This window comes from Paracidovorax cattleyae (assembly GCF_900104515.1).
GTDB classification, from domain to species: domain Bacteria; phylum Pseudomonadota; class Gammaproteobacteria; order Burkholderiales; family Burkholderiaceae_C; genus Paracidovorax; species Paracidovorax cattleyae.
The window spans coordinates 162,396-186,865 of sequence record NZ_FNJL01000003.1; the positions used below are offsets into that span (position 1 = coordinate 162,396).

The following is a 24,470-nucleotide window of genomic DNA, read 5'->3' on the forward strand; positions in this document are numbered from 1 at the left end:
CGGGGGGGGCGTACACTGGCAGGCTCGTCCGCGGCTCCGCCGCCTTCCGCACACCGCCCCGGCGCGAACCGCCCGGGCCGCCCGAGCCCGCCATGAGCCGCCCCGACCTGTCCTTCCTGCTGCCGCCCGACCCGGAGGATGACCGCGGGACCGCGTCCGGCGGCGGGTCCGCGGGCACCGCCGGCGAGCCCGCCGCGCCACCGGACGACAACGGCGGCAGCCGCCGGCAGCCCGGCCGCCCTGAAGGCCCCGTGGCCGCGCTCATCGCGGAACTGCGTGCCTACCAGGCCGAGCTGGAGGTGCAGAACAAGGTGCTGCGCTACAGCCAGGCCGCCGCGGAAAGCGCCTCCGAACGCTTCGAGACGCTGTTCGCCAGCGTGCCGCTGGCGCTCATGGTGCTGGACGAGCACGACATGGTGGTGCAGGCGAATTCGATGGCGCACCGCTGCTTCCAGCCCAGCGAGTCCGACCGCCCCCTGACCTCGCTCATGCCCTTCGTGAGCGCGGCGGATGCCGCCCGCGTGCGCGCCACGTTCGAGCAGGCACGCGACCACGGCCATGGCGAGGCCAGCGAGGTGCTGTTCCCCATCGGCGACGGGGACGCCGGCATCACGGGCGACCTGTACATCGCGCGCATCGAGGCCCCCCAGGCGGACGGCGCACCGGAGCAGTGGCAGTTCCTCTGCGCGGTGGTGGACCAGGGCCCCCTGGTGGCCGAGCGCCGGGCCCTGCAGCAGAGTGCCACGGCCCTGCAGGAGCGCAACGCCCAGCTCTACGCCAGCGAGCGCCGCCTGGAGGCGGTCATCAACTCCGCGCTGGACGCCATCATCTGCGTGGACCAGAACCAGCGCATCACCGTCTTCAATCCCACCGCCGCGGCCCTGTTCCAGTGCGCCACGGCCGACGCGCTGGGCAGTCCGCTCGACCGCTTCCTGCCCGATGCCGTCCAGGCCCTGGCCTTCGCCCAGCTGGCCACCCAGGCCGTGCTCGGCGAGATGGTGGCGCTCACGGCCAGCGGCAAGGAACTCGCGGTGGAGGTGAGCGTGTCGTTCGAGCGGCACGCCGAGGGCGAGACCACCACCGTGTTCGCGCGCGACCTCACCGGACGCAAGAAGGCCGAGGCGCACCGCAACGAGCTGGAGGCGCAGCTGCGGGAATCCCACAAGATGCAGGCCGTGGGCACCATGGCCGGCGGCATCGCGCACGATTTCAACAACATCCTGAGCGCCATCCTCGGCAACGTGGAACTGGCCAAGGCCGACTGCGCCGCGGGCTCCCCGGTGCTGGAGAGCCTGCGGGAGATCGAGAAGGCCGGCCGGCGCGCGCGCGACCTCGTGCGGCAGATCCTCACCTTCAGCCGCAACGAACCGCCCCGGCGCACTGCCGTGCCGGTCGCCGAGGCCATCCACGACACCGAGCGCCTGCTGCGCGTGACCCTGCCGCCGGCCATCGAGCTGCGCCTGCACCTGGACCGCCAGCTGCCCGCCCTGCTGGCCGATGCGACGCAGGTGGAGCAGGCCCTGCTGAACCTGTGCACCAACGCCATCCATGCGATCGGCGATGCGCGCGGCACGGTGTGCGTGGAAGCATCGGCCGTGCAGCCCGACCACCGCCTGTGCGAGCGCCTCGCGCTGCCGCCCGGCGAGTACGTGGCCATCAGCGTGGTGGACAACGGCCCCGGCATCGACGCCGCCACGCAGCTGCGCATCTTCGAGCCGTTCTTCACCACCAAGCCCGTCGGCCAGGGCACCGGCCTGGGCCTGGCCGTGGTGCATGGCGTGATGCGCACCCACGGCGGGGCGGTGGACGTGCAGAGCGCGCTGGGCGAAGGCAGCCGCTTCACGCTGTATTTCCCGGCGGCGGAGGGCGAACCCGCGCCGGACCCTGCCGCCCCCCCCGCCGTCGCCCGCCACGGGCGCCGCGGCCGGTGGATCCGGGACCGCGGCCCCCCAGGCTTCGGCAACGGCCGCGCCCGACGAGCGCCAGCGCCACGTGATGTACGTGGACGACGACCAGGCGCTGGTCTTCCTCGTGCAGCGCCTGCTGCGCCGCCGCGGCTACCGGGTGAGCGGCTTCACCGACCCGCGCGAGGCCGCGGTGGCGCTGGGCGCCGACCCGCAGGCCTACGACCTGGTCGTGACCGACTACAACATGCCCGGCTACTGCGGCGTGGACCTGGTGCGCGAGGCCAAGCGCATCCGCGCCGACCTGCCCGTGGCGCTCGCCTCGGGGCACGTGACGGCGGAGATCGAGCGCGAGGCACTGGCCGAAGGCGCAAGCGCGCTGATCCACAAGCCCAACGACGTGGACGAGCTCTGCGCCACGGTGGACCGCCTGGTCCACGGCCACTCCGCATGAGCGCGAACCTGGCGGCGCAGGCACTAAAGCAGGCGCTGGCCCAAGCCACGGAACCGCCCGCCTGCCTGCATGCGGACGACGACCTCCTGGTGTTGGCCAAGCCCGCCGGCCTGCTCTGCGTGCCCGGCCGCGGCCCGGACAAGCAGGACTGCCTGAGCGCCCGCGCCGCCCTGCACTGGCCCGGCGCCTGCATCGTGCACCGGCTCGACCAGGCCACTTCCGGCCTCGTGGTGATGGCGCGCCACGCGCAGGCCCAGCGCGCCCTCGGCGACGCCTTTGCCGCGCGCCAGGTGCGCAAGTGCTACGTCGCGGTGGTGCATGCGCCGCACCCGGCCGGGGATGGCGAGGCCTGGCGGGAGATCGACCTGCCCATCGCCGCCGACTGGGAGCGCCGGCCGCTGCGCGTCGTGGCCCCCCGGGGCGCCCCGGGCGGCAAAGCCAGCCTGACGCGCTGGCGCCCCGCCGCGCCCGGGGACGGCGCCGGAGCCTGGCCGGCGGCAGACGGCACCCTGCGCGTGCTGCTGGAGCCGGTCACCGGCCGCACGCACCAGCTGCGCGTGCACATGGCGGCGATGGGCCAGCCCATCCTCGGGGATGCGCTCTACGCACCGCCGGCCGTGCAGGCACTCGCGCCCCGGCTGCTGCTGCATGCGCAGCACGTCGCCTTCGCCCATCCGCGCACCGGAACGCCGCTCGCCTTCGACCTGCCGGCGCCGTTCTGAGCACCGTGCCGCAGTACCATCGCGGCACCATGCAGGACACCTCCGCTCCCCCCTCTTCTTCCCCCGGCTTCGCGACCACGCCCGGGCCGCTGCCCCTGGTCGTGCTCACCGGCGGCTCGCGCGGCATGGGCCTGGCCATGGCCCGGCAACTGCTGCAGGGCGGGCATGCGCTCGTCACCATCGCGCGCGGCACGAGCGACGAACTGGCGGACGCCGCGCAGCGCACCGGCATGCCGCTGGCGCAATGGCCGCAGGACCTCGCGGACGGCGCCCAGGCCGCCGCACGGCTGCGCGCCTGGCTCGAAGGCCAGCCGGCCGGCCGCTACGCGAGCGCCACGTTCATCAACAACGCGGGCGTGGTGCCGCGCATCGCCCCGCTGGCCGACAGCGACCCCGCCGATCTCGCCAACGCCCTGCGCATCGGGCTGGAAGCGCCCATGCAGCTCACCGCCGCGTTCCTGGCCGCCACGCGCGGCTGGGGCGTGCCGCGCAAGGTGCTCAACATTTCCTCCGGCCTCGGGCGGCGGGCGATGGCCTCGCAATCGGCCTACTGCGCCGCCAAGGCCGGCATGGACCATTTCACGCGCTGCCTGGCGCTGGACGAGGCGCGGCAGCCCGGCGGCGCCCGCGTGTGCTCGCTCGCGCCCGGGGTGATCGACACGGACATGCAGGTCCACCTGCGCGGCGCCGACCCGGGCGCGTTCCCCGACCTGCAGAACTTCGCCAACCTGAAGGCGAACGGCACGCTCGCATCGCCCGACGAGGCCGCGGCGCGCGTGCTGGCCTGGCTCGCGCGGCCCGACTTCGGCGATGCGCCGGTGGCCGACGTGCGCGAGGCCTGAGCGCCCCCGCGCATGAGAAACTAGGCCGCGCCGCCCGCCCGCGGGACAGGCGTTCCTTTCCCGGAGACAAACACCCATGATCCGCTCGCTGATTTCGTTCACCGCCCTCGCCTTCGCGCTGGGCACCGCCACGGCCCAGACCGCGCCGGCGGCCGCCCCCGCTCCCGCGGGCAACGCCTACCCGGCCAAGCCGGTGCGCCTCATCGTGCCCTTCCCGCCCGGCGGCGGCACGGACATCCTCTCTCGCCTCGTGGCGACCAGGCTGACCGAGACGCTGCACTGGACCGTGGTGCCCGACAACCGCGCCGGCGCGGGCGGAACCATCGGCATCACCGAGGCCGTGAAGGCCGCGCCCACGGGCTACGACCTCGTCATGGGCCAGAAGGACAACCTCGTCGTCGCGCCCTATCTCTACAAGAACCTGCCGTGGGACCCCACGAAGGATCTCGTCGCCATCGCCCACGTGGCCTACACGCCCGTGATCATCGCCACGGGCGCCAACTCGCGCTTCAAGACGCTGGCCGACGTGGTGGCCGCCGCGCGCGGCGAGCCGGGCAAAATCACCTACGGCTCGCCCGGCAACGGCACGACCATCCACCTCGCGGGCGACCTCTTCGAGAAGGCCGCGGGCATCAAACTCAGCCACATCCCCTACAAGGGCTCCAACCCGGCCCTGATGGACGCGCTGGCCGGCAACGTGGACCTGCTGGTGTCCTCCGTGCCGTCCGCCATGGCGCAGATCAAGTCCGGCAAGCTGCGCCCGCTGGCCGTCACCTCGATCAAGCGCAGCTCGTCCCTGCCCGACGTGCCCACCGTGGCCGAATCCGGCTACAAGGGCTTCGACGTGAGCTCGTGGTACGGCATCCTCGCCCCCGCCGGCACGCCTGCCAACGTGGTCGCCACCGTCAACACCGAGGTCAACAGGCTGCTCGCCCAGCCCGACATGCGCGCCGCCATCCAGGCCCAGGGCGCCGAGCCCGAATCCATGACCAGCGCGCAGTTCTCCGCCCTGCTCAAGGCCGACTACGCGAAGTGGAAGGGCATCGTGGAGGCGTCCGGCGCGAAGATCGAGTAAGCCCGCCGGGGTGGCGTGCCGCCGCCACACGGGCTCTGCCATCGCGTATCAAAATGTGTTCTGATGCGGGCCTGCGCGCAGGCACCGCTGCGCTTTCTGGACACATTCCACCTGCAAGGCCCGCCATGGCAGACGCAAAGACGCCGACATCGCTCACGGCACTCACCATCGCCGCGATCGGGGTGGTGTATGGAGACATCGGCACCTCGCCGCTCTACGCCTTCAAGGAGGTGTTCGCTGCCGGGAGGCTGGATATCACGCAGGCGAACGTGATCGGCATCCTCTCGCTCTTCTTCTGGACCCTGACCGTGGTCGTCTCGGTCAAGTACGTGGCCCTGATCATGCGGGCCGACAACCACGGCGAAGGGGGCCTGATGGCGCTGCTGGCCCTGGCGACGCAGTCGGTGCAGGACCAGCCGCGCCTGAAGCGGGCGCTGATGACGCTCGGGGTCTTCGGGGTCGCGCTGTTCTTCGGCGACGGCGTCATCACGCCGGCGATCTCGGTGCTCTCCGCTGTCGAGGGGCTGGAGGTGGTCACCACCCACGCCACGCCCTACATCCTGCCGATCTCGCTCACCGTGCTGCTTGCGCTCTTCCTCGCCCAGCGCTGGGGAACGGCGCGGCTCGGCCGGTTCTTCGGCATCGCCATGCTCGTGTGGTTCGCATGCCTCGGGCTCGCAGGCATTCCCCACATCGCCGCGCGACCCGAGGTGCTGGCCGCCCTCCTGCCCCACCACGCGCTGGCGTTCTGCCTGGACCATTACGGCATCGCCTTCATCACGCTGGGCGCGGTGTTCCTGTGCGTGACCGGTGCGGAGGCGCTCTATGCCGACATGGGGCACTTCGGCGCCCGGCCCATCCGGCTGGCGTGGTTCCTGCTGGTCATGCCCTGCCTCACGCTGAACTACCTCGGCCAGGGCGCGCTGGTGCTGGATACGCCGTCCGCCGCCGCCAACCCGTTCTTTCTCATGATGCCAGGCTGGGCCACGCTGCCGATGGTGGTGCTGGCCACGGCCGCCACCGTCATCGCGTCGCAGGCGCTGATCTCCGGCGCGTTTTCCGCGGCCAAGCAGACCATCCAGCTGGGGTACCTGCCGCGCCTGTCGGTGCGGCACACCTCGGAGAACGAATCCGGGCAGATCTACGTGCCCATGGTGAACTGGACGCTGCTCGCCGGGGTGGCGCTGGCCGTGGTGGCGTTCCGCAGCTCCAACGCCCTGGCCGCGGCCTACGGCATCTCGGTCAGCCTGGTCATGGTCATCACCACGACGTTGACCTTCTTCGTCATCCGCCACGGCTGGAGGCTGCCCCTGCCGGTCTGCATCGCGGCCACCGGCGCATTCCTCTGCGTGGATGTCGCCTTCTTCGCCTCCAACTCGCTGAAGATCGCGGAAGGTGGCTGGTTCCCCCTGCTGATGGCCGCAGCGCTGTACCTGGTCATGTCCACATGGCACGACGGCCGCGGCCTGCTGCGCCAGCGCCAGAACGCCGAGGCGATCGAGCTGCTGCCGTTCCTGGAGTCGATCCTGGCGACCGGAACCACCCGCGTGGACGGCACCGCCGTCTTCCTCACCGCCCATTCCGGCGTGGTACCCGGGGCGATGCTGCACAACCTCAAGCACAACAAGGTACTGCACGCCCACAACCTGTTCGTCCACGTCCAGGCCGGCGACGTGCCCCGCATCCCGCTGCAGGAGCAGCTGGAAGTCCAGCCGCTCACCGAGGGCGCCTGGAGCGTGCGGATCTGCTTCGGCTTCATGGACGAGCCGGACATTCCCCGGGCCCTCCAGCAGGCCGGGGACCTGGAGGGCCTGCTGGACCCCATGCGCACCAGCTACTTCCTGGCGCGCGAGACCGTCGTGCCCACGCTGGGCGCCGCCATGGCCGTCTGGCGGCAGAAGCTCTTCGCACAGATGCACCACAGCGCCAGCTCCGCGGCGGATTTCCTGAAACTGCCGAACAACGCGGTGGTGGAGATGGGGTCGAAGACGGAGATGTAGCCCGGAGACACTGCACGGACAGAAGGCAAGCGCTCGGCCAAGGGAGCGCCCGGAATGCGCCAGCAGCTGACCTTTGTCGATGTGGGGAATCCGGCGTTGTTGAGCCCCAATACCTGGAAGCAACGGTCCGTGCCCAGCGGAAGGTTGAGGTACTCGAATTGCTGGGCACCCGAGGGATGGATCCACAAGTAAAGCCTGCCATTGGCATGGCCATCGCCCAGTATTCCCAATACGTGCTGCTTCCGTATGTTTTGTCGGTTTCTTCCCGGTGATATACCTTCACTCCGTTACCAGCCGCCAGATCCGCAAAGACAGACCACCTCTAGCCGCTCTGGCCGGATGATGAAACCTTGACGTAATGCTTGGTCTGCCCAGCTCCACAATTCACTGCATAGGCATTTCCGGACATGAGCGCCACCAGCATGCCGAGTCCGACGAGATGTCTTTTACCGATCATTTGGTTTCCCTGTATCGATTTTTCGAGAATTGAGGCATGCGCACATGGCGCACTGCCCTGGAAAATATCTCCGCCGAGACATGGAATCGTTCATGAGAAAAATATCACGCACCACACAAAAAATTATCTGGCGCATAAAGACAGCTGGGCCCTGTATCGGCATCAATGCCGGGCACGCCAAAAAAACGGCCCCATGAGGGAGCCGCTGTCTGACTACACCGCGGCGCGAAGCCGCTGCTGCCGGGGCGCGTCAGTCGCGCACGACCAGCACCGGCACGTGGACCACGCCCAGCACGCGCTGGGTGACGCTGCCCAGCACCAGTTTCTCCAGGCCGCGGCGGCCATGGGAGCCCATGACGATCAGGTCGGCACCGGTACTCTCCAGCGCCTGCAGGATGCCGTCGTGCACGGCATGGCCCTCGCCGATCACGGTGTTCACGGCCACGCCGGCTTCTTCCAGGGCCTTGCGCGTGGCGTCGAGCGCGGTGTTGGCCTCGGAGGTGGCCGCATTCATGTACTGCGACTGGCCGTAGGCGAAATCCGCGCCCACGCCGGTGAAGGGATAGGGATCGACCACATAGACGGCGGTGACCTGGGAGCCGAAGGTCTTGGCGAGGCCGGCTGCCTTGGTGACGGCCATCATGGAAGTGGGCGAACCGTCCACGGGAATCAGGATGTGCTTGAACATGAACTTCTCCTTCGTCGATGGTGGTGTGGAACCGATGGAACCAGTGTGCCGCAATGCGGCGGACACGGGTTGATTCGCATCAAGCGGCAGGGGCTGTTGCGGCCTTTTCCCCGCCCTTGTCCCCGGCCTCCTCCTGGAACCCGCCCCGCCGGCAGGTCACCACCAGCGTGTCGCGGAAGCCCGGAGCATCCCCCAGGGGCTGGATCGGCGTGGTCTCGTGGATCATGCGGGCGTCGTCCAGCAGCATGAGCGACCAGGGTTCGCTGAGGGTGAAGCGGTGGCCGCTGGGGCCGGCTGCCTCGAAGATGCGGGTCTCGCCACCCTTCACGCCCTCGCGGCCGACCAGGAACACGGCCACGAGGTCCACGCCGTCGCGGTGCGCGCCCTCGGGCGTGGGCCGGCCGATGCCGTCGGTGGTGTCGATGCGGAACTGGTGGGCCTCCAGGAACCAGCGCTCCGGGGCGTCCGCCAGCGCCTGCTGCGAGAGGCCGGCCAGCGCGGCCAGCAATTGCTGCCAGGCCGGCTGCGCCACGGTCGCATCCTGCATGGGCGCGAACCAGCGCTGCATGCCGCCGTGCAGCGCGTTGTAGTCCAGCGGCTGCCAGTGGGCGCGGTGCGGCACCTGCCGCAGTCCGGATTCGTCCGCCACGAAGCACGAATGCCGCCGCCGGCGGTAGCGCCCGCCGTCCTTCAGGAATTCATCGGGCGGCAGCGAGGGCCAGTCCGCATGCAGCGCCTGCAGCGCCGCGAGCGGCACGCCGATCCAGGCGGCGGTGTCTTCGGGCCGGAGCACGGCATAGCCCGTGCTGCGCAGGTGGCCGGCGACCTGGTCGGGCCGCAGGCAGGGAGGGGGAAACGTGATGTGCGCCATGTGGCGCGAGCTTAACTCCGCCCGGCATGCCGTGCGAGCACACCGCGGGCGCAGCGCCGGAATTTCAGCGCCAGGTTGCGCCACCGCAAGCGCGGCTGCAGTAGCATGCGTGGCGCCGCGCCGGCAGTGGCGCCCGCTCCAGGAGAACACCATGGCCCATGAACGACGCCACTATGTCCGAGTCGCCTTCGAGGCGCCCGCGCGCCTCGCCGTGAGCGGCCACGGCACCTTCGACGTGCAGGTGCTGGACGTGTCGCTGCGCGGCGCGCTGCTGGAGCTGCCCGCGGGCCAGGCCCTGCCGCCCGGCGCGCCCTGCGCGCTCTCCATCCCCCTGATGGCGGGCGAGGAGCAGATCGCGATGTCCGGCGAGCTGGTGCACGTGGAAGGCCACTGCGCGGGCCTGCAGGGCCACACCATGGACCTCGACAGCGCCACCCACCTGCGCCGCGTGATCGAGCTGCAGCTCGGCGACCCGGCACTGCTGGAGCGCGACCTGCAGACGCTGGTGTCGGCGCACCGCGGCCGGGGCGTGCCAGGGCAGCCGGCGACCGGGCACTGAGCCTCCCGCCCTGCCCGGTCCATCCTTCGCCCTCCGCGCGGCGTCAGGCCGCAGGCGCTTCCGCGGCGGCCGGGGCCGCGGCCCGTTCCGCCTCCTGCAGCTGTCGCCACATCACCTTGCCGCTGCCGCTCTTGGGCAGTGCATCGGCGAACTGCACGATGCGCGGCACCTTGTACACGGCCATGTTCTCGCGGCACCAGGCAATGATGTCGGCCTCGGACACCTGCCCACGGTGCGCGGGCCGCAGAACCACCACGGCCTTCACCGTCTCGCCGCGGTAGCTGTCGCGCGCGGCGATCACGCAGGCCTCCTGCACGGCGGGGTGTCGGAACATGAGCGCCTCCACCTCGGCCGGCCAGACCTTGAAGCCGCTCGCGTTGATCATGCGCTTGAGGCGGTCGGTGATGAAGAAATAGCCCTCCTCGTCCACGCGGCCGAGGTCGCCCGAACGGAAGAAGCGCTTGCCGTCGATCTCGATGAAGGCCGCCTCCGTCGCGGCAGGCTGCTTCCAGTACCCGCTGAACACGCCCGGGCCGTGGATCACGATCTCGCCCTGCTCGCCCACGGGCACTTCACGCAGGGTGTCCGGGTCGATCACGCGCGAATCGGTGCTGATGAACGGCACGCCCAGGCACTGCTGCTTGGGGTGGTCCGGCGGGTTGGTGTGCGAGGGCGCGGCCGTCTCGGTCAGGCCATAGCCTTCGCAGAAGCGCAGGCCGAACTGCTCCAGCAGCCGCTGCGCAACGGCCTGCGGCATGGCGGCCCCGCCGCCGCCGATATAGACCAGGCTGGAGAGGTCGTACTCCGAGAAGCGCGGGCTCGCCATCAGGTCGATCACCATCGTCGGGATGTTGGTCCAGTTGGTCACGCGGTAGCGGGAGATGAGGCGGCCGGCGAGGTCCCGGTCCCAGCGCGGCATCATGACCAGCGTGGCGCCGGCATAGATGGACGAATGCATCAGGCTCACCATGCCGGTGATGTGGAACATGGGTACCACGGCCAGCGTCACGCTCTCGGAAGTGGCCGTGCCCCAGAGTGCGCTGGCGACGGCGTTGTGCATGATGCTGCGGTGCGGGTGCATGCACCCCTTGGGCAGGCCGGTGGTGCCGCTGGTGTAGGGCAGCACGGCAAGGTCCTCCGTGCCCGCCTCGCAGGTCGGCGGCTCTGCGGCGCAGGCCACGGCCTCGCTCCAGGCATGCACCGCGCCGCCTTCGAGCGCGGGCAGCGGGCGCACCGGGCAGAGCCAGTCGCGCCAGGCCTCGGGCATGGCCTGGGCCTCGGGCGATGCTGCATCGAAGGCATCGGTGAACTGCGAGACCACGAGGTGCCGCAGGCGGCGGTCCGCCGGCAGCGCATGGCTGGCGGCGGCCAGCTCGGGCGCCAGGTCGGCGGTGGTGATGGCCACGCGCGCGTCCGGATCGGTGATGTAGTGCTTGAGCTCCTCGGCGCGGTTCATCGGGTTCACGGGCACCACGACGGCATTGGCGCGCAGGATGGCGAAATGGGCGGCGACGAGCTGCGGGCAGTTCTGCATGCACAGCAGCACGCGGTCGCCCCGGCGCACGCCCATTGCGTGCAGGTGCGCGGCCAGTCGCTCGGCCGTGCGCGCCAGTTCCCGGTAGCCCAGCGCCGTACCGAAGAACACCATCGCCGGCTTGTCCGGGTAGCGCTGCGCGCTGACGGCGAGGTTGTTCCAGAGGGAGGTGGCGGGTGGCGTGAGGGCGTGGGGCAGGCGCTTGGGCCAGAATGCGTGGTGTGCAGGCATGGGGGGCGGGAGTTTCCGTGGATCGGTACGAACCCGCATCCTGCGGCCGGTGGGCCGCGCACGTATTGGGGATGGCCCCAATCACCCGTCACCCAGGCGACGCCGCGCCGGCCCTGGAATGCCTCCTTCCCGGGGCACGGGCAGCGGCCCGGGATTTTGTAACGGCTTGTCCCTGCAGGGGGCCTTTGGGGGACCGGCGCGCGGCAGCGGCGCCACCATGAACGACAATGGCGGCTACGCCTGCGCGCCGCCCGGGCCTTGCGCTCCCTGTCGAGCTGTCCGGCCGGCGCAGCACTTCCCTTTCCGCACATTCATCGCTTTTTCGTGCCGGCCGCGCGGCGCCCGTCCGCGGCCCATGGACTCCATGAACATTGTCATCCTCGACGACTACCAGGACGCCGTCCGCAAGCTCCATTGCGCCACGCGTCTCGATGCCTACTCCGCCAAGGTCTACACCAACACCGTCAAGGGCCTCGGCCAGCTCTCCGTGCGGCTGCGGGATGCCGACATCATCGTGCTGATCCGCGAGCGCACCCAGATCACGCGCCAGCTCGTGGAGAAGCTGCCGCGGCTGAAGCTCATCGCCCAGACCGGCAAGGTGGGTCCGCACGTGGACGTGGCGGCCTGCACCGAACGCGGCATCGCGGTGGCCGAGGGCGTGGGCTCGCCCGTCGCCCCGGCCGAACTGACCTGGGCGCTGATCATGGCGGCCATGCGGCGCCTGCCGCAGTACATCTCCAACCTCAAGCACGGCGCCTGGCAGCAATCGGGCCTGCGTGCGGCCTCCATGCCGGCCAATTTCGGCATCGGCACGGTGCTGCGCGGCAAGACGCTGGGCATCTGGGGTTACGGGCGCATCGGCCAGATCGTGGCGGGCTACGGCCGCGCCTTCGGCATGAACGTGCGCGTCTGGGGCCGCGAGGCCTCGCGCGCCCAGGCACTGAGCGACGGCCTGCAGGTGGCGACAACGCGCGAGGAGTTCTTCTCGCAGTGCGACGTGGTGTCGCTGCACCTGCGGCTCAACGACGAGACGCGCGGCATCGTGCGCCTGGAAGACCTCTCCGGCATGAAGCCCAATGCGCTGCTGGTGAACACCTCCCGCGCGGAACTGATCGAGCCGGACGCACTGATCGCCGCGCTGAACCGCGGGCGCCCCGGCATGGCCGCAGTGGACGTGTTCGAGAGCGAGCCCATCCTGCAGGGCCATGCGCTGCTGCGCCTGGAAAACTGCATCTGCACCCCCCACATCGGCTACGTGGAACAGGACAGCTACGAGCTGTACTTCGGGGCCGCGTTCGACAACGTGATCAACTACATCCGCGGCACGCCCACGAACATCGTGAACCCGGGTGCGCTGCAGGTGCGGCGCTGACTCGTCGGGGCCCTCCTCCCGCTCACAGTTCCTCATTCGAAGACAGCCATTCGGGCGCATGGGAGCCCAGGGCACGCGCCGGGTAGAACCATGCGAGCGGTGCCCCCTCGATCTCCAGCGGAGGAAGCAGCCGGGCTGCGGGCCCCCAGGAGGTTGGCTCGACGTGCCCGGCGCGATCGTCCGGCGTATCCGCCGCGACCCCGACCAGCTCGCTGATCCGCTCCGGACGCCATTGCAGAACCGCAGCGGTGCGCGCCAGTGACGCGCGCACCTCGGTTCCGGCCCCTTGCGCCATCCTCGCCGTCAATCCGCGCACCGCTGCCGCCGCCATGAGGTAGCCCGTCGCATGGTCGATCGCCTGGACCGGCAGGTTGACCGGTTCATCGCCGTCCATCGCGCGCATGCCTGCCTCGGCGATGCCGGTGCTCATCTGGATGAGGCTGTCGAAACCGCGCCGGCAGCGCCACGCGCCCGACCAGCCATACGCATCGAGCGACACGTCGATCAGCGCGGGATTGAGCGCGCGCCGCCGGGCGGCGTCGAGCCCCAGGCGGGCGAGCGCATCGGCCCTGTAGCCGTGGACAACGATGTCCGCGCTGCGCAACAGCCGCCGGAGCGTGTCGAGATCCGCGGCATCCTTCAGGTTCAGCCGCGCACAGCGTTTGCCCAGGACGACTTCCGGCACCGTGCCCGGCTCTTCCCAGCCGTACGGATCGATGCGCAGCACCTCGGCGCCCAGGCCTGCGAGGAATCGCGTCGCAACGGGCCCCGCGAGAATGCGCGTCAGATCGAGCACGCGGATGCCGCGCAACGGGCGGTCCGGCGACGGCTGCCATTCACGCGCCGCGACACGGCTCTCCATGTGGACGTGCAACAAGGGCTCGGATGCGACAGCCTTGCCTTGCGGGTGCCCGGCCCATTCCTGCCGCGAGTACATGGCAGCGGCACAGCCGCCGTGCGCGACCACGGCGTCTTCGAGCGCACCGGCCTCCCAGCGGCTCACCGCGTGCGCGACCGATTGCGCATCGGCGGCGCAGCGGAGGACGGAGAGCGCTGCATCGCGATGGTGCGGCGCGTTGGTGTGCAACCGGATCCAGCGATCGCGCGCCCGGTAATTGCCGGCGACCGGGTCCCATAGCGGTGGCAGCGTCCATCCCAGCGGGCGCAGCGAGGCGCCGAACCACAACGACGCCATGCGCCGGTCGACCCGGACGGCCGGCAACCTGCCGGTCGAGGCCTGCAGCAATTCGGCGACAGCGGTGCCCGCCGCGCCGATGGCCGCAGTTGCCAGGTCGGTCACGCGAAACGGGGACATCAGGTCTCCCGATCCACTGAAGCCGCACGCACCGAGAGACTGGGAGGAGCCACCCAGCGCCGCCCAGAACTCCTGCAAATGGTCCGATGCCGGACGCTCATCGTCCATGACGGTACTCGGTGACACTTGATCGATGCGCATGTTCGTCTCGAATGGTTCAGGTGCGACAACGATCGGCGAGCTCGCATGGACTGTCAATGTTGATTATCTTCATCAACTGATCGAACGACTCTGCTCCCACAATGGCGAACTATCTCAATTCCACCGAAGCGGCAGCAAGGCTCGGGGTGTCGCGGCAGACGCTCTACGCGTACGTCAGCCGCGGCCTGCTGCATGCCGAGCCCGGCGGCCATCCACGCGAAAGCCGTTATTTCGCGGCCGATATCGACAGGTTCGCGGCACAGCGCGCACGCGGCCGCAAGCCGAAGGAAGTGGCCAAGGCTGCGCTGAACTGGGGCGCGCCCGTGCTCGAATCGGGCATCACGCTGATCGATGGCGGGCGGCTCTTCTATCGCGGTGTGGACGCACTGGAGCTCGCCGTGCATGCGAGCCTCGAGGACGTCGCCGCACTGCTCTGGCAATGCGACAGGCAGGTGGCCTTCGGTCCCCGGGCTGCCGCCGCCCCTGCCGTCTTGCGACCGCTCTTCAGGCACTACCAGGATCAGCGTGCGGAGGAAGCCCTCCTGCCGCTTTTCGCCGTCGCGAGCGAAGATGCGCCCACGGCCTTCTGGCAGAAAGCGGCGGGGCGACAGGTGCAAGGCTGCGGACACCTCGTGCGGATCCTGGGCGCATGCCTGTTGCGCACACGTCCCGGCACGGCACCGATCCACGCGCAATGCGCGCGGGCATGGGGTGTGGATCCTGCGGGAGCGGAACTGATCAGGATGGCCCTCGTGCTGGCCGCGGACCACGAACTCAACGCATCCACCTTCACGGGCCGGTGCGTGGCCTCGACCGACGCGAGCCTGCGGGCCGTCGTGATCGGCGGCCTGGCCTGCCTGTCCGGCGGACGGCATGGCGCGACCACTGCGCGCGTCGAGGCGTTGTGGGATGAACTCGGTACGCGGGATATCGAGCGAAAAATGCAGGACCGGCTTTCGAGGGGCGACGATTTGCCGGGCTTCGGGCATTCGCTGTATCCCGACGGCGATGCGCGCGCGGCGTATCTGTTGGCGCACGTTCTGCCGCGCCATCCCTCATGGGCACGCATGATCGACGCCGGGACGGCGCTGGTGGGCCAGAAGCCGTCCATGGACCTCGCACTGGTGGCATTGCGCAGGCATTTGCGGCTCCCCATGGGTGCCGCATTTGGTCTGTTCGCGCTGGGCCGCTCGACAGGGTGGATTGCACACGGGTTGGAGCAGCGCGGGCAACCCGGCCTGATCAGGCCCCGCGCAGTGTATGTCGGGCCCCCTGTCGAGCTGGCGAAGCATCGATCCCATGGACGGCCCACCCGGCGGCCAGCGCCGCAGCATGCAGTGCCAGGCAACGCCCTGGCTGCCGCTTTCTTCAAAAGCCGATAGCCCGCATCGGCGAAGACATGCCATTCAAGGCCGCGGCTGCGAACGGCCCACCAGCAATCGTCCCCCGGCCCACGCGCACAGCACGGCAGTGCTCCACACCAGAGCCCAGCCCTGCAGGGCCAGCAGATGCGGAATGGCGAGCGGCACCGCGAAGCACACGACGAAGACGCTGGTGTTCGCCATGCCCAGCGCCGTACCGGCATGGGCGGCACCGACACGCACCGCGAGCTCGGTATAGGCCACACCATGCCATGCGGAAACGCAGATGCCGCAGGCTGCCAGCAGTACCATCAGGAACAGTTGGAGAGGCAAGCCACCCGAATGCGCGACCGCGCCCCGGAGGCTGGCCACCGCCAGGCCGGCGAACAACAGCACGCTCAGGCTGCAGCAGGCCCGCAGGTAGGCGGGACGGTTGCGCTTCCGGTCGGTCCAGCGGCCGCTCCAGACGCGCATCACCATGGCGCCGGCCTGGACCAGCGCCAGCGCCACGGAGATGGACGCCAGCTGCGCATGCGCGAAGTCGTGCAGGAACACCGTGCCGAAGGACAGCACTGCGAACTGCGGGGCGCACAGGATCCCGATGCCCGCCGCCGCGCGCCACGCACGCGCGTCCCGCAATGGTCCCGTGCCGTCCGCCGCGGTGGCGGCAGGCCACCGGGAGCAGGTCTGCGTCCGTGGCAGCTCCCGGACCCACGCCCATGCCAGTCCGGCGGCTGCCAGGCTCAGCGCCGAGAGCACGCCATAGACGGCCGCGAAGCCGCCGCGCACCGCCAGCAGCGGCAGCAGCAGCGCCCCGATGGCCCCGCCGAGCGGCACGGCGGTCTGGCGGATGCTCATGGCGAGTCCGCGCTCACCGTCCGCAAACCACAGCATGATGGCCCGCCCGCTGGCGCCATTGACACTCCCGCCCGTCAGGCCGACCAGCATCAATCCGCAGCCCAGCAAGGCGGGTGCGGGCACGTGGCCGGCCGACGGCACCGCCCGGAGCGCCATGGCGGCCAATGCCAGCGCAGTCCCCAGAAGGCCGGCCAACAGCACCGGCCTGTCGCCCCAGCGGTCGGTCAGCATCCCCCAGGGCAACTCGCTGACGGCGATGCCCAGGCCCAGCATGCCGAGCATCAACCCCAGTGTCGCGTTGTCGAGCTGGTAGCTGGTGCGCATCAGCACCGCGGTCATCGGAATGCCGCTGAAGGCGACCGAGAACGCGGCATTGGCGAAGACGCCGGCGGCCAGTACCTTCCAGCGGTGCCGGGGACGGATCGCAAGGGAAGGATCCACGAGGTCGGGCAGGGAGCAGGCGCTTGTCATGACCGGCAGTGTGCGTGCCATGAATTATGGTGAATATCAGAAAATATTTGATCGATCGTCCTGTTTTTTGGGACGATTCACGTTGCACACTGCATGCGCCATGACCCGTGTCCTGTATGACCTCGACGTTTTGCGTACCTTTGCCACGGGGGTGGCGCTCGGCAGTTTCGCCAGCGCGGCGGACCGCCTGGGCCGCTCGACGTCGGCGGTGAGCGCCCAGCTCAAGAAGCTGGAGGCCCAATCGGGTACCCCGTTGCTGCGCAAGTCCGGCCGCGGGCTGGTGCTGACCGATGCCGGCGAAACCCTGCTGGCTTACGCCCACCGGCTCCTGGCGCTGAACGACGAAGCCGTCGCCGCTGTCGGCGGCAGCCAGCTGCGCGGCCTGGTCCGCCTGGGACTGCAGGAAGACTTGGGCGAGACGCTCCTGCCGGCGGTGCTGGGCCGCTTCGCCCGGGCGCATCCGCACGTCCGGATCGAGGTCTGCGTCGCGCGCAGCGCCGAACTGCGCGAGCGGTTCGCGCTGGGCCGGCTCGATCTGGCGCTGCTGTGGGATGCGGGCATCGACCTGTCGTGCGTACGGGCAGAGCCCATCATGCGCCTGCCGCTGCACTGGATCGGACCCGCCGCCCCCGACACGCTGGACGCGCCCTGGTGGCTGGGGCTCTCCGGACCGGACGGGGCGGAGCGGCATCCGCTGCCGCTGGTGCTGCTCGATGCGCCCTGCCCGCTGCGCCAGATCGTGACGGCAGCCCTGGAGCGCGCCGGCATTCCCTGGCGGCATGCCTTCAACAGCGCCAGCCTGGCCGCACTCTGGGCCGCGACCTCGGCCGGCCTGGGCCTGTCGGTGCGCACGGCGTTCGGCCTGCCGGCGCACGTGCGCCTGCTCGATCCGCTCGCCTGCGGCCTGCCTGAACTTCCGCCCATGGACCTGGTGCTCGGCCGCGCCAGCAGCCCGCTGGATACCGCCTCCGAGCGCCTGGCCTCCCTGCTGCGGGAAGCCGTGCGGGAACACCTGGGGCTGACGCTCGGCACGCTGCCGACGAAGGACCCATGAAAAAAGGCCTCCGCACGCGGAGGCCTTGGTACTGGAGCGGGCGTGCCGGATCAGTTCAGGGGCGTCTTCTTGCCGTCCTTGTACGTGTACAGAGTGATGGCGGGATTCTTCAGCTCGCCGTTCGGCTCGAAGGCGATGTTGGCCGTCACGCCCTTGTAGTTGGACTTGGCCAGCTCGGGGATGTACACCTTCGGATCCCACGAATTGGCACGCTTCATGGCATCGACCAGCAGCATGGTGGCGTCGTAGGTGTAGGGGCTGTACACCTGGAACTGGCCAGGGTACTTGGCGTCGTACTTGGCCTTCCAGGCGGTACCGCCGGGCATCTTGGCCAGCGAGGCGCCGCCTTCGGCGCAGATCACGTTCGCCAGGGTCTTGGCACCGGCGGCCAGCTTGGCCACTTCGGCCGTGCAGATGCCGTCGCCGCCGAAGTACTTCACGTTGGCCATGCCCAGCTGTTCCATCTGGCGCAGCATGGGGCCGGCCTGCGGGTCCATGCCGCCGTAGAAGATGGCGTCGGGGTTCTTGGACTTGATGGCCGTCAGGATGGCCATGAAGTCGGTGGCCTTGTCGGTCGTGAACTGCTCGTCCACCACCTTGATGCCCTTGGTGGCGGCGGTCTTCTTGAAGACGTCGGCCACGCCCTGGCCGTAGGCCGTGCGGTCGTCGATGATGGCGACGGTCTTGAGCTTCAGCGTGTCGGAAGCGTAGGCGGCCAGGCCGGCGCCCAGGGCGTTGTCGTTCGCGATGATGCGGAACGTGGTCTTGTAGCCGGGCTTGGTCAGGTTGGGGTTGGTGGCGGCGCCGGTGACATGCGGGATGCCGCAGTCGTTGTACACCTTCGATGCGGGGATTGTGGTGCCGGAGTTCAGGTGGCCCACCACGCCGGCGACCTTGGCGTCGCACAGCTTCTGGGCAGCGGCCGTGCCCTGCTTCGGATCTGCGGCGTCGTCTTCCGCCTGCAATTCGAACTTGATCTTCTTGCCGCCGATCGTGACCCCCTGGGCATTCAGTTCCTCGACGGCCATGCGGGCGCCGTTTTCGTTGTCCTTGCCGTAGTGAGCCTGAGGGCCAGAAACCGGTCCCACGTGGCCGATCTTCACCACCTGTTCTTGTGCAGAGGCGACACCGGCAAACGCCGCGATAGCGGCAACCACGGTCAGTTTCAACTTCAATTGCATATGAATCTCCATAAAGGGTGATCGCTGAGAACCTTTGTTTTTTCCCCCAGCGCCGGAAACATATCGCAATTTATGGGCCAGGGCACCCCCAGATGCGAGGGAAAGTGACCGAAAACCACAGGGGCTTACCCTAGGGGTGCGCCCGCGGGTGGCTGGCGTCAGCGCTGCGCGGGTCCGCCGGGCGACGCCAGTTCATCCGCGACAGCCTCGTACACGGCGTGGCGCACGACGGATTCCACCTCTTCCCGCAGACGCGGCACCATGGAGCGCGTTTGCTCCTGAACCACCGTGGCGATGGCCTCGCGCAGGCGCTGGTCCAGCACCACGTCCACGCGCTGGATGATGCGGTGGATCACCACTTCCTCGATGCCCGAGAAATCGGGGGCCGGCGCGGGCTGTGAAGACGGCAACGAAGGCGAAGGTGCAGCAGGCACCGGCACGGCGGGTGCCGGGCCGGGGGCGCCGGCCAGCGCGGCGGCAGGAAAGTGGCTTGGGGCCGCGGCGGGAACCGGCTCGCCCACTGGAGGCACCGCCGGCCACGGCGCCATGGCAGGCACGGCCCCTCCAGGCGAAGCCGCAGGGACCGGATTCGGGACCGGGGTCTGCGCACCCGGCAGCGGACTGCCCCCGGGCACGGCGGCTTCGGTCACCTGCACCACATCGGTGAGCGTCGGCACGAATCTGGGGGGCTGCTTCGGCGGCACGGGCATGGCTCAGCCCCCCTTCAGCACCAGGTCGTGGCGGACGATGCCGTAGCCCCGCTGCGCGTAGTGGCGCCACCGCTCGCGCGCGCCGGCGCGGTCGGCATCGTCGTGCGCGCTCACCACCTCGACGAGCCGCGCGAAGCGCTCGAACCCCTCGGGCACGGAGGCGCCCAGGTTCAGCAGGACGTCCGGGCGCGCGACGGTCCGCGGGTCGGCCGCCAGCAGCACGGGCGAGGCCTCGCGCAGTTCGGGCTCGTCCTCCTGGCGGCAGTGCGCCAGGAAGTCCTGCGGGCTCAGGGCCCACAGCGCGCGGTCCATCGCGTCGAGCACGGGCACGGGCCCGGTGATGACCAGGAGCGCGTCGTTGCGCAGGGCCTTGCGTGCGAACCGGCACGCATAGGCCAGCTTGTCGGGCGCGTTGAAGTGGAAGGCGATCTCGGTCATGCCGGGATCCACGGACACTGCGGCATCCGGTGCTCAGGCGGCGCGGGCCGCGCGGCGGGCCCGGCCTGCGCCGGAAGCAGGCGCCGCGGCCGCGCCGGAGCGCGCACGCGGCGCCGGGGCCGGCGCGGAGTCGAGCAGGAACTGCACCAGCAGGCCCACGGGACGGCCGGTGGCACCCTTGGCGCCGCCGCTCTTCCACGCGGTGCCCGCGATGTCCAGATGGGCCCAGGGCTTGCCGTCCACGAATTTCTGCAGGAACTTGGCGGCCGTGACGGCCCCGGCCGCGCGCCCGGCCACATTGCCCATGTCGGCGAAGTTGCTCTTCAGGCCTTCGGCGTACTCGTCGTCCAGCGGCATGCGCCAGCACGGGTCCAGCGCCGCCTCGCCCGCGGACTGCAGCCGGGCCGCCAGGGCCTCGTCGTTGGCGAACAGGCCGCTGCGCACCCCGCCGAGCGCCACCACGCAGGCGCCGGTCAGCGTGGCGATGTCCACCATGGCCGAGGGCTTGAAGCGGGCGGCGTAGGCGATGGCGTCGCACAGCACCAGGCGCCCCTCGGCGTCGGTGTTGAGCACCTCGATGGTCTGGCCGCTCAGGCTGGTGACCACGTCGCCGGGCTTGACGGCGCGGCCGTCGGGCATGTTCTCGCAGGCGGGGATGAGGCCGACCACGTTGATGGCGGGCCGCAGTTCGGCCAGCGCGCGGAACACGCCCAGCACGCTGGCGGCGCCACCCATGTCGAACTTCATCTCGTCCATTTCGCCGGCGGGCTTGATGGAGATGCCGCCGGTATCGAAGGTGATGCCCTTGCCGATGAGCGCCACGGGCGCCTCGGAGCGGCCTGCGCCCTGGTAGCGCAATTCGATGAAGCGCAGCGGCTCCTCGGAGCCCTTGGCCACCGCCACGAAGGCGCCCATGCCGAGCTTCTGCACTTCCGCGGGGCCCATCACCTTGACCTGGATGGGGCCATGCTTGGCCAGCGCCTTGGCGGCGCCGGCGAGCAGGGTGGGCGTGGCGTGGTTGCCGGGGCGGTTGGCCCATTCGCGGGCGTATTCGATGCCCAGCGCCAGCGCCGTGCCGCGGGCGAAGCCGGCCTTGGCCGCTGCGGCATCGGCCACGCCGACCACCACGCGGGACAGGGCCCGCGGCTCGGCCTGCGACCTGGTGGCCGTATAGACGTAGCTGGCTTCCGCCACGGCCTGCACGGCCGTGCAGGCCGCCGCGCCGCCGTCGGCCAGGGCCGCGAGGCACACGGCCGCGCGCCTGACCTGGGACGCCTTCCAGTGTGCCGCGGCACCGGCCAGCGCCTGGCGCACTGCGCGCGCGCCGCCGTCGCCGGCGCCCAGCAGCAGCACGCGCCGCGCCGCCACGGCGGGCGCCTGGTAGAGCGCGAGGCTCTTGCCGGGCTTGGTTTCGAAGTCCCCCTGGCGGATCGCCAGCGCCACCAGGGCGGAGAGTGGGTCGCCACCGGGCTTGAAGCCTTCGGGCACCAGCACGGCGAGCAGGTCGCATTTCTCGGCGGCGGCGGAGGCCAGGGACAGGGTCTTCAGATCGAAGTTCATAATCGGCGTTTTCCTTCGAGCCAATGTTATTCGATTCATCCATTCGCAAGGAACTGGCCCGCAGCTTCGGAGCGACGCTGGTGGTGCTGGTCACCGTGGTCATGACCATGATGCTGATCCGCACGCTCGGCCAGGCGTCGCGCGGCAGCGTGAACCCCTCGGACGTGATGCTCGTGATGGGCTTCACCGTGCTCGGCCAGTTGCCCACCATCCTCACCCTCAGCCTGTTCGTGGCCGTGGTCGGCGCCCTGGCGCGCATGTACCGCGAAAGCGAGATGGTCATCTGGTTCTCGAGCGGGCGCGGCATGCTGCACCTGCTGCCGCCGCTGCTGCGCTTCGCCTGGCCGGTGATCCTGGCGATCGCCACGCTGGCACTGCTGATCTGGCCCTGGGCCAACCAGCAGATCCAGGAGCTCAAGGTGCAGTACGAGCAGCGCAGCGACGTGGACCGCATCGCCCCGGGCGAGTTCCAGGAGTCGGCCAACGGCGCCCGCGTGTTCTTCATCGACCGCGAGACGCCTGACAACCAGCAGGCCACCAACGTGTTCATCGCCTCCAGCGAGCACGGCCGCGAGACCGTGACCTCGGCCCGCAGCGCCCGGCTGGAAACGCAGGGCGACCAGCGCATGGCCCTGCTGAGCGACGGGCAGCGCCTGGAAACCACGGTGGACAAGCCGGGGCTGAAGGTGAGCGAGTTTTCCGAATACGGCACGCGGATCGGCTCCGCCGCCAGTTCCTCCTCCGACGACGCCGCGGTCAAGACCCGCAGCACGGCGCAGCTGTTCGCCTCCAGCGATCCGGTGTTCCGCGCCGAGCTCGGGTGGCGCTTCGGCCTGGCGCTCGCCGCGCTCAACTTCGTGGTGCTGGGGCTGGCCGTGGCCAGCGCCAATCCGCGCGCCGCGCGCAGCACCAGCCTGGTGTTCGCGCTCTTCGCCTTCGTGGTTTATTACAACCTCATGACCTTCGGACAGAACTGGGTGGGTGCGGGCCGCCTGAGCCTGGGCGCCTTCATGGTCGCGCTGCACGGCGGGACGCTGGCGCTGGCGATGCTGCTGCTCGTGGCACGCCACAACCGCTGGTCGCCGCGGCTGCCGTCCCTGCGCGCACGGAGGCCCGCATGAAGACGATCCGCGGGCTCATCTACCGCGAGGCCCTGGCCGCCGTGGGCTTCGTCACCCTGGGCTTCCTGGCGCTGTTCTTCTTCTTCGACATGGTGGACGAGCTGCGCTACGTGGGCCGCGTCCAGGCCTACCAGATGTCGCACGCGCTGCTGTACGTGTCGCTCGGCATCCCGAGCCACCTGTACGAGCTGCTGCCGATCACCGTGCTGATCGGCACGATCTTCGTGATGGCGCGCTTCGCGCAGAGCTCCGAGTTCACCATCATGCGCACCAGCGGGCTGGGGCCGTGGCGCGCCCTGCGCACGCTGCTCGTACTGGGACTGGGTTTCGTGATGCTCACCTTCACCGTGGGCGATTACCTCGCGCCCGCGACGGACCGGCTCGCGCAGCTCGTGCGGGCCCGCTACCTGGGCCAGATCACCACCGGCGCGACCGGGGCCTGGCTGAAGGAGCGCCAGGGCGACCGCTCGGTGGCGGTGAACGTGCGCGCTCTGCGGCACGACGGCGGCATGAGCAACGTGCGGATCTTCGAGTTCGACAGCGACGGCCGCCTGGCCTCCACCCTGCAGGCAGCAGCGGGCGAGTTCGGCCCGGACGCCTGGGAGCTGAGCGATGTCAGGCGCAGCGTCTTCCACCGCCGCGGCCAGGCCGAGGCACACGTGGAGCGGCTGCAGGAAGCCCGCTTCCGCTGGACCACCCACATCAGCAGCGACATGGTGGCGGCCTCGCTGCTCAAGCCCGACCGCATGGCGACGATCGACCTGTTCCAGTACATCCGCCACCTGGAATCGAACGGCCAGGCCGCGCAGAAGTACGAGATCGAGTTCTGGCGCAAGGTCTTCTATCCCCTGAGCTGCCTGGTGATGGTGGTGCTGTCGCTGCCCTTCGCCTACCTGCACTTCCGCTCCGGCGGCATCGCCGGCTACGTGTTCGGCGGGGTGATGGCGGGAATCAGCTTCTTCCTGCTCAACAACGTGTTCGGCTATGCGGGCAACCTGCAGAACTGGTCGCCCTGGCTCACCGCGGCGGCGCCGGGCATCATCTATTCGCTGCTGTCGCTCGGGGCGTTCGGCTGGCTGGTGCTGAGGCGATGAACATGGCGAACGACACGTCCCGGGCCGACGGCCCCCGCGGCGTGGTGCTGTTCGCCCACGGCTCGCGCGACCCGCTGTGGCGTGCACCGATCGAGGCCGTGGAGGCCCGCATGCGGCAGCAGGCGCCCGGCCTGGAGGTGCGCTGTGCCTACCTGGAACTCGCCGAGCCCGACCTGCCCTCCGCAGTGCGCGAGCTGGCGGCGCGCGGCGTGGACCGGCTCACGGTGGTGCCGATGTTTCTGGGCACCGGCAAGCATGCGCGCGAGGATCTGCCGCAGCTCGTGCAGGCGCTGCGGGCGGAGCATCCGGACATGGCCATCACCGTGCAGGGCGCCATCGGCGAGGATGCGCGCATGACGGCGCTGATGGCGGAGATCGCCGCGCAGCAGTGACGGTGGCCGACAGGCGTTCCGCGGGCGCGGCGGCAATGCATTTTTTGAGTGCGGGTCACGCCGTT

General features: G+C 70.1%; 20 protein-coding genes and 1 pseudogene. 12 read left to right on the forward strand and 9 right to left on the reverse strand.

Annotated elements, in window-relative coordinates; genetic code table 11:
• Window positions 1–92: 92 nt before the first annotated feature.
• The 5 genes and pseudogenes from BLR05_RS03490 to BLR05_RS03510 all read left to right on the forward strand — a co-directional run bounded on the left by BLR05_RS03490 (window position 93) and on the right by BLR05_RS03510 (window position 6,997).
• Window positions 93–2,358 (forward strand): annotated as a pseudogene (locus BLR05_RS03490) (PAS domain-containing hybrid sensor histidine kinase/response regulator).
• On the forward strand, window positions 2,355–3,080 hold the full coding sequence (locus BLR05_RS03495) for an RluA family pseudouridine synthase (protein WP_092832361.1): 726 nt from the start codon (window positions 2,355–2,357) through the stop codon (window positions 3,078–3,080). Before BLR05_RS03490 ends, BLR05_RS03495 begins: the two are co-directional and overlap by 4 nt.
• Window positions 3,081–3,085: 5 nt before the next feature.
• Entirely contained in the window at window positions 3,086–3,922 is an 837-nt protein-coding gene (locus tag BLR05_RS03500; RefSeq protein WP_092832363.1) for an SDR family NAD(P)-dependent oxidoreductase, read from the forward strand.
• 76 nt (window positions 3,923–3,998) lie between these two features.
• On the forward strand, window positions 3,999–4,997 hold the full coding sequence (locus tag BLR05_RS03505; RefSeq protein WP_092832365.1) for a Bug family tripartite tricarboxylate transporter substrate binding protein: 999 nt from the start codon (window positions 3,999–4,001) through the stop codon (window positions 4,995–4,997).
• A 125-nt stretch (window positions 4,998–5,122) separates the two neighbouring features.
• Window positions 5,123–6,997 (forward strand): potassium transporter Kup, encoded by a 1,875-nt coding sequence (locus tag BLR05_RS03510; protein WP_092832367.1) that lies wholly within the window; start codon window positions 5,123–5,125, stop codon window positions 6,995–6,997.
• A gap of 707 nt (window positions 6,998–7,704) precedes the next feature.
• On the opposite strand, the gene BLR05_RS03515 is transcribed toward BLR05_RS03510, so the two are convergent.
• Together BLR05_RS03515 and BLR05_RS03520 are read right to left on the reverse strand one after the other, a co-directional pair.
• Entirely contained in the window at window positions 7,705–8,142 is a 438-nt protein-coding gene (locus BLR05_RS03515; RefSeq protein WP_092832369.1) for a universal stress protein, read from the reverse strand.
• 79 nt (window positions 8,143–8,221) lie between these two features.
• Entirely contained in the window at window positions 8,222–9,013 is a 792-nt protein-coding gene (locus tag BLR05_RS03520) for a 2OG-Fe dioxygenase family protein (RefSeq protein ID WP_092832371.1), read from the reverse strand.
• Window positions 9,014–9,164: 151 nt separating this feature from the next.
• Between BLR05_RS03520 and BLR05_RS03525 the strand changes: the two genes are divergently transcribed.
• Window positions 9,165–9,572 carry a PilZ domain-containing protein gene (locus BLR05_RS03525; RefSeq protein ID WP_092832485.1) on the forward strand — a complete coding sequence of 136 codons (408 nt, stop codon included), beginning with the start codon at window positions 9,165–9,167 and terminating at the stop codon, window positions 9,570–9,572.
• 43 nt (window positions 9,573–9,615) lie between these two features.
• Here the strand turns inward: BLR05_RS03525 and BLR05_RS03530 are convergent, their stop codons facing one another.
• The gene (locus BLR05_RS03530) at window positions 9,616–11,337 is read right to left on the reverse strand and encodes a long-chain fatty acid--CoA ligase (protein ID WP_092832373.1); all 1,722 of its coding nucleotides are present in this window, start codon (window positions 11,335–11,337) and stop codon (window positions 9,616–9,618) included.
• Between the two features lie 364 nt (window positions 11,338–11,701).
• Here BLR05_RS03530 and BLR05_RS03535 point away from each other — a divergent pair, with 364 nt between their 5' ends.
• A complete protein-coding gene (locus BLR05_RS03535) occupies window positions 11,702–12,709 on the forward strand; it encodes a D-2-hydroxyacid dehydrogenase family protein (RefSeq protein ID WP_092832487.1) in 1,008 nt (335 codons plus the stop codon).
• Between the two features lie 22 nt (window positions 12,710–12,731).
• Here the strand turns inward: BLR05_RS03535 and BLR05_RS03540 are convergent, their stop codons facing one another.
• A complete protein-coding gene (locus BLR05_RS03540; protein WP_092832375.1) occupies window positions 12,732–14,165 on the reverse strand; it encodes a CoA transferase in 1,434 nt (477 codons plus the stop codon).
• Window positions 14,166–14,266: 101 nt separating this feature from the next.
• Here BLR05_RS03540 and BLR05_RS03545 point away from each other — a divergent pair, with 101 nt between their 5' ends.
• A complete protein-coding gene (locus BLR05_RS03545) occupies window positions 14,267–15,547 on the forward strand; it encodes a citrate synthase family protein (RefSeq protein ID WP_092832377.1) in 1,281 nt (426 codons plus the stop codon).
• Between the two features lie 24 nt (window positions 15,548–15,571).
• Here BLR05_RS03545 and BLR05_RS03550 read toward each other — a convergent pair whose 3' ends face one another.
• Window positions 15,572–16,855 (reverse strand): MFS transporter, encoded by a 1,284-nt coding sequence (locus BLR05_RS03550; RefSeq protein ID WP_092832489.1) that lies wholly within the window; start codon window positions 16,853–16,855, stop codon window positions 15,572–15,574.
• A gap of 100 nt (window positions 16,856–16,955) precedes the next feature.
• Here BLR05_RS03550 and BLR05_RS03555 point away from each other — a divergent pair, with 100 nt between their 5' ends.
• Entirely contained in the window at window positions 16,956–17,909 is a 954-nt protein-coding gene (locus BLR05_RS03555; protein WP_092832379.1) for a LysR substrate-binding domain-containing protein, read from the forward strand.
• A gap of 50 nt (window positions 17,910–17,959) precedes the next feature.
• On the opposite strand, the gene BLR05_RS03560 is transcribed toward BLR05_RS03555, so the two are convergent.
• From BLR05_RS03560 to BLR05_RS03575, 4 genes are all read right to left on the reverse strand, one after another.
• The gene (locus tag BLR05_RS03560; protein ID WP_092832381.1) at window positions 17,960–19,090 is read right to left on the reverse strand and encodes a branched-chain amino acid ABC transporter substrate-binding protein; all 1,131 of its coding nucleotides are present in this window, start codon (window positions 19,088–19,090) and stop codon (window positions 17,960–17,962) included.
• A gap of 158 nt (window positions 19,091–19,248) precedes the next feature.
• The gene (locus BLR05_RS03565) at window positions 19,249–19,800 is read right to left on the reverse strand and encodes a hypothetical protein (protein ID WP_092832382.1); all 552 of its coding nucleotides are present in this window, start codon (window positions 19,798–19,800) and stop codon (window positions 19,249–19,251) included.
• Window positions 19,801–19,803: 3 nt separating this feature from the next.
• On the reverse strand, window positions 19,804–20,238 hold the full coding sequence (locus tag BLR05_RS03570; protein ID WP_092832384.1) for a DNA polymerase III subunit chi: 435 nt from the start codon (window positions 20,236–20,238) through the stop codon (window positions 19,804–19,806).
• 33 nt (window positions 20,239–20,271) lie between these two features.
• Window positions 20,272–21,798: a leucyl aminopeptidase gene (locus BLR05_RS03575; RefSeq protein WP_092832386.1), complete on the reverse strand. Its 1,527-nt coding sequence runs from the start codon at window positions 21,796–21,798 to the stop codon at window positions 20,272–20,274.
• Window positions 21,799–21,821: 23 nt separating this feature from the next.
• On the opposite strand from BLR05_RS03575, the gene lptF reads away from it, so the two are divergent.
• The 3 genes from lptF to BLR05_RS03590 are packed head-to-tail and all read left to right on the forward strand — an operon-like array spanning window position 21,822 to window position 24,405.
• Window positions 21,822–22,919 carry an LPS export ABC transporter permease LptF gene (gene lptF / locus BLR05_RS03580; RefSeq protein ID WP_092832387.1) on the forward strand — a complete coding sequence of 366 codons (1,098 nt, stop codon included), beginning with the start codon at window positions 21,822–21,824 and terminating at the stop codon, window positions 22,917–22,919.
• On the forward strand, window positions 22,916–24,013 hold the full coding sequence (gene lptG / locus BLR05_RS03585; protein ID WP_092832388.1) for an LPS export ABC transporter permease LptG: 1,098 nt from the start codon (window positions 22,916–22,918) through the stop codon (window positions 24,011–24,013). Before lptF ends, lptG begins: the two co-directional genes overlap by 4 nt.
• A gap of 2 nt (window positions 24,014–24,015) precedes the next feature.
• On the forward strand, window positions 24,016–24,405 hold the full coding sequence (locus tag BLR05_RS03590) for a sirohydrochlorin chelatase (protein WP_092832490.1): 390 nt from the start codon (window positions 24,016–24,018) through the stop codon (window positions 24,403–24,405).
• Window positions 24,406–24,470 lie beyond the last annotated feature (65 nt).

Excerpts from the sequence above, each read along its gene's own strand:
- BLR05_RS03495 (WP_092832361.1), top strand. The coding sequence starts at position 2,355 with ATGAGCGCGAACCTGGCGGCGCAGGCACTAAAGCAGGCGCTGGCCCAA.
- BLR05_RS03505 (WP_092832365.1), top strand. The coding sequence starts at position 3,999 with ATGATCCGCTCGCTGATTTCGTTCACCGCCCTCGCCTTCGCGCTGGGC.
- BLR05_RS03510 (WP_092832367.1), top strand. The coding sequence starts at position 5,123 with ATGGCAGACGCAAAGACGCCGACATCGCTCACGGCACTCACCATCGCC.
- BLR05_RS03515 (WP_092832369.1), bottom strand. The coding sequence starts at position 8,142 with ATGTTCAAGCACATCCTGATTCCCGTGGACGGTTCGCCCACTTCCATG.
- BLR05_RS03520 (WP_092832371.1), bottom strand. The coding sequence starts at position 9,013 with ATGGCGCACATCACGTTTCCCCCTCCCTGCCTGCGGCCCGACCAGGTC.
- BLR05_RS03525 (WP_092832485.1), top strand. The coding sequence starts at position 9,165 with ATGGCCCATGAACGACGCCACTATGTCCGAGTCGCCTTCGAGGCGCCC.
- BLR05_RS03530 (WP_092832373.1), bottom strand. The coding sequence starts at position 11,337 with ATGCCTGCACACCACGCATTCTGGCCCAAGCGCCTGCCCCACGCCCTC.
- BLR05_RS03535 (WP_092832487.1), top strand. The coding sequence starts at position 11,702 with ATGAACATTGTCATCCTCGACGACTACCAGGACGCCGTCCGCAAGCTC.
- BLR05_RS03540 (WP_092832375.1), bottom strand. The coding sequence starts at position 14,165 with ATGCGCATCGATCAAGTGTCACCGAGTACCGTCATGGACGATGAGCGT.
- BLR05_RS03545 (WP_092832377.1), top strand. The coding sequence starts at position 14,267 with ATGGCGAACTATCTCAATTCCACCGAAGCGGCAGCAAGGCTCGGGGTG.
- BLR05_RS03550 (WP_092832489.1), bottom strand. The coding sequence starts at position 16,855 with ATGACAAGCGCCTGCTCCCTGCCCGACCTCGTGGATCCTTCCCTTGCG.
- BLR05_RS03555 (WP_092832379.1), top strand. The coding sequence starts at position 16,956 with ATGACCCGTGTCCTGTATGACCTCGACGTTTTGCGTACCTTTGCCACG.
- BLR05_RS03560 (WP_092832381.1), bottom strand. The coding sequence starts at position 19,090 with ATGCAATTGAAGTTGAAACTGACCGTGGTTGCCGCTATCGCGGCGTTT.
- BLR05_RS03565 (WP_092832382.1), bottom strand. The coding sequence starts at position 19,800 with ATGCCCGTGCCGCCGAAGCAGCCCCCCAGATTCGTGCCGACGCTCACC.
- BLR05_RS03570 (WP_092832384.1), bottom strand. The coding sequence starts at position 20,238 with ATGACCGAGATCGCCTTCCACTTCAACGCGCCCGACAAGCTGGCCTAT.
- BLR05_RS03575 (WP_092832386.1), bottom strand. The coding sequence starts at position 21,798 with ATGAACTTCGATCTGAAGACCCTGTCCCTGGCCTCCGCCGCCGCCGAG.
- lptF (WP_092832387.1), top strand. The coding sequence starts at position 21,822 with ATGTTATTCGATTCATCCATTCGCAAGGAACTGGCCCGCAGCTTCGGA.
- lptG (WP_092832388.1), top strand. The coding sequence starts at position 22,916 with ATGAAGACGATCCGCGGGCTCATCTACCGCGAGGCCCTGGCCGCCGTG.
- BLR05_RS03590 (WP_092832490.1), top strand. The coding sequence starts at position 24,016 with ATGGCGAACGACACGTCCCGGGCCGACGGCCCCCGCGGCGTGGTGCTG.